The organism is uncultured Christiangramia sp., from assembly GCF_913046405.1.
GTDB classification, from domain to species: Bacteria; Bacteroidota; Bacteroidia; order Flavobacteriales; family Flavobacteriaceae; genus Christiangramia; species Christiangramia marina.
In genome coordinates, this window is sequence record NZ_CAJWRQ010000155.1 from 1 (window position 1) to 4005 (window position 4005).

Here is a 4005-nt window from a genome sequence, read left to right on the forward strand (position 1 = left end):
GGATCCATGAACGTAAAATTAGTTTCGGGAACTGAAGGAAACATCAAAGTTGCTGCAGAAAGCAATCTTCAGGAATATATACTTACGGAAGTAAAAAATGGTACGCTTAAAATTTCTACAGAAAAAGGGGTGAATCTTCAAACTAGAAAGGATCTGCTCATTACTGTTCCTGTAAAGAGTGTGAATGATATTTCACTTACTGGCAGCGGGGATATCTGGACACAGGATCAACTTTCAGAAGAAAGATTGAGCGTGAGTGTTACAGGTTCCGGAGATATGGTTCTGGATATACAGACAAATTATTTGAAAGGTCATGTAACCGGGTCTGGTGATATAAAGATTAAAGGCAGTACTGACAATTTTGAATGCAACGTAACTGGAAGTGGTGATTTCGATGCATTTGATCTAAGAGCAAAAAATGTGGAAGCAAGAGTTTCAGGTTCCGGGGATGTAATGGTGTACGCTTCTCCAAGTTTAAAAGCAAATGTTAGTGGTTCAGGAGATATCGTATACAAAGGTGATCCTGAAAAACAAAGTTTTAAAACAAACGGTTCTGGAAGTGTTTCCAGCTACTAATAAGTATCAAAATTGCTGAAATTTTAAAACCTGTCTTCTGGCAGGTTTTTTATTTTTGGATGCTTTTTAGGTACACGCATTAATAAAAATACTCCGGCAATAAAGAAAACGACCAGGAAAAGAATTGAACTTCTAATACTACCGGTAATTTGAGCTACCAGACCATACATAAACATCCCAATCACTATCCCGATTTTTTCAGCTACATCGTAAAAACTAAAATAACTGGCTGTATCTATAGCATTCTCTGGTAACATTTTGGAATAAGTGGACCTGGATAGTGATTGAATTCCGCCCATCACCAAACCAACCGAAGCTGCTGCTACATAAAACTGTTGCGGAGTTGTGATGAAATAAGCATACCCACAAATTGCTATCCAAATCAGGTTGATAAAAATCAGGATCTTGACATCTCCATATTTAATGGCCAGTCGCGAGGTTAGAAAAGCTCCTAGAACCGCTACAAGCTGAATCAATAGAATACTTATTATTAACCCTGTGGTTGCATCCTGTTCTCCCCATTCCAGTTCTTCGATCCCAAAATAAGTCGCGATTAACATAATGGTTTGAACAGCCATACTGTAAACAAAGAATGCCACTAAATAACGCTTCAATTGTTTATTCTGATTGATCTTGTACCAGATACCTTTCAATTCCCTGAATCCATTGAATAGTACATTTTTGGTAAGTCGGGCTTTTTTATTTCCTTTTGGAAGATAGTAATAGGTATACTGACTAAAAGCGATCCACCACACTCCGGTTAGTACAAAAGAAAGTCGTGTTGGCAAACCCTCATCCTCAAAACCAAACCATTCGTATTTTAGGATCATAATTAGGCAAAGGACAAGTAGTATCACGCTTCCTAAATAGCCCAAAGAAAATCCCTTCGCACTTGCTTTATCCTGTTGATCGTTATAGGCGATATCTGGCAAATATGAATTATAGAAAACCAGGCTGGACCAAAAACCAATAAGAGCGAGAAAGTAGAAAAGCAAGCCGAACCAGAGATTCCCAAGATTGAACCAGAACAAACCTATACAGGAAATAGCTCCCAGGTAACAGAAGAATTTTAGGAAGTTCTTTTTGTTTCCAATATAATCAGCAATACCAGAAAGAAAGGGACTCAGAAAACTAACCACAAGAAATGCAGCGGCTGTTACGTAACTAATGAGGGTATCATTATTCCAATTGAAACCCAAAAAGCTCACCGTATCACTGATCATATTCCCTTCGGAATCCTTGACGATCGTCAATGCACCATAAAATATTGGAAATATCGCTGAGGAAATTACCAGGCTGTAAACTGAATTGGCCCAGTCGTAAAATGCCCATGCATGAATTAATTTTTTGCTGCCTTTAGGTAATTGCTTCATGCACTAAAAATAGAAAAAGCCACCGAAACCGGTGGCTTTTCAATTTTAATTTTGAGATTACTTATTTAAAAGTTGTTGATCCGTATTTTTTCGCTTCAGCAATAGCTTCAGGAGCCCACTGAGTCAAATTACTAATTCTTGTTGCATTTGAAGGGTGAGTGCTTAAAAATTCTGGTGGAGCCTGCCCGCCACTATTAGCTTGCATTCTTTTCCATAATTCTGGAGCTTCTCTTGGATCATAACCGGCAATTGCCATAAGAGTTAAGCCAATTCTATCAGCTTCAGATTCATGACCTCTACTAAAAGGAAGCATTACTCCTACTGTCGTACCTAATCCATATGCCTGAGCAAAGATTTGTTGCGTACTTTCACTACGACCACTTACAGCTACAGTTCCAGCTACTGCTCCTAATTGTTGTAATTGTGCTGCACTCATTCTTTGAGCACCGTGATCTGCAAGGGCATGGGCGATCTCGTGAGCCATAATTGTCGCCAGACCATTTGTATTTTGAGCTTCGTCCAAAATACCTGTATATACGACAACTTTTCCACCAGGCATGGCAAAAGCGTTGGCCTGATCATCTTTAACAAGGTTGAACTCCCATTTAAAGTCATTCATAAAGCCTTGGTAACCGTTCGCGTTCAAATATCTTTCCGCAGCAGTTACAATATCTTCTCCAAGTCTTTTAACCTTTCTGGCTTCTTCCGTATTATTTACGACTTCCGCTTCATTCAGAAATTGATTGTATTGTTCAAAAGAAGTTGGGAACAATTGATCATTGGAGACAAAATTTAAATTTTTCTCTCCTGTAAAAGGATTGGTCTTACATGAGACCACCATAAGCAGTACACTTAAACCTAATAAGGCATTCTTAATTTTCATATCGTTGGTTTTTGATACCTAAAAGTACAAAAGCAGCAAACCTGCTCGAGTTGAATTAAGTATGATTTAACAATAAAAGCAGTTTCAAAAACAATACCATTGTTGATATTTGCAGCATTTACAAGACTTTCAAAGCATTTTTTAAACAGTATGTGAAAGCCGACTCACGACCTGAATACATCCAAAATGACTCAAAATACTAAAGACAGCATACCGGTTCAAAGACTATTGGTTCCGCAGTATATTCTAACTACATCCCAAATTCTAACGAAAGTAAGTCCGTTTCTTGCCAGCAGGTTTGCAGCGAAACTGTTTCTTACTCCTTTCCGTTACAAACTTCCGGAGAGAGAAAGGGAGATGGATGAGAACACAGAGCAGGAAAAAATGATAGTTCCTTCAATGAACCGCGAGATCGTGACCTACAAGTATGGAAAGTCAGATAAGAAAGTTCTGCTGGTTCACGGTTGGAGTGGCAGAGGAACTCAGCTGGCTAAAATCGCTTCAGCATTAAAAGTCATGGACTATCAAACTATAAGTTTTGATGCTCCAGGACATGGAAAAGCCGATGGGAAAATGAGCATGATGCCTTTCTTTATTGAAGCTGTAAAATTTCTGGATAATAAATATGGTCCTTTTGAAGCTGTTATTGGTCATTCTCTTGGGGGTATGTCTTCTCTTAGAGCAATTAAGGATGGATTAAAAACCAACAAGTTAATATTGATTGGAACGGCAAATAACGTTACCGAGATCACCAGAAACTTTGCTGCCAACATGAAAATGAACGATAAGGTCGCCAGGAAGATGAAGGCATATCTGGATAATAAATTTAAACAGGATATGGACGCACTTTCTGGTGCAGAATCTGCAAAAAAAGTGTTTACTCCTACTCTTATTATTCACGACGAACATGATGTGGATGTTGAAGTGAATTCGGCTTACGAGATTGATGAGGTTCTGGAGAATAGTGAATTAATGATCACGAAAAACCTGGGACACCGCCGGATACTAGGTAATCCTGAGGTAATTAACAAAATTACAAGTTTTATAGCGGCACAATAATTGTAATTTTAAAGAAAAAGTAAATGATGAAAAAGTTTTTAATACTAAGCCTTATGGCAACGTTTCTGTTTAGTTGCAATGGAAACGCTCAAAAAAATTCTTCAAAGGAAAGTT

At 38.2% G+C, this 4005-nt stretch carries 4 protein-coding genes; 2 read left to right on the forward strand and 2 right to left on the reverse strand.

Going from position 1 to position 4005, the window contains the following annotated elements; translation table 11 throughout:
• On the forward strand, window positions 1–576 hold a 576-nt coding region (locus QZ620_RS13605), incomplete at its 5' end, for a head GIN domain-containing protein (protein WP_295182670.1).
• A gap of 23 nt (window positions 577–599) precedes the next feature.
• Here QZ620_RS13605 and QZ620_RS13610 read toward each other — a convergent pair.
• The gene (locus QZ620_RS13610; protein WP_295182672.1) at window positions 600–1949 is read right to left on the reverse strand and encodes an MFS transporter; all 1350 of its coding nucleotides are present in this window, start codon (window positions 1947–1949) and stop codon (window positions 600–602) included.
• A gap of 61 nt (window positions 1950–2010) precedes the next feature.
• A complete protein-coding gene (locus QZ620_RS13615) occupies window positions 2011–2832 on the reverse strand; it encodes a M48 family metallopeptidase (RefSeq protein ID WP_295182675.1) in 822 nt (273 codons plus the stop codon).
• 186 nt (window positions 2833–3018) lie between these two features.
• Here QZ620_RS13615 and QZ620_RS13620 point away from each other — a divergent pair, with 186 nt between their 5' ends.
• On the forward strand, window positions 3019–3891 hold the full coding sequence (locus QZ620_RS13620) for an alpha/beta hydrolase (RefSeq protein WP_295182678.1): 873 nt from the start codon (window positions 3019–3021) through the stop codon (window positions 3889–3891).
• Window positions 3892–4005: the final 114 nt, after the last annotated feature.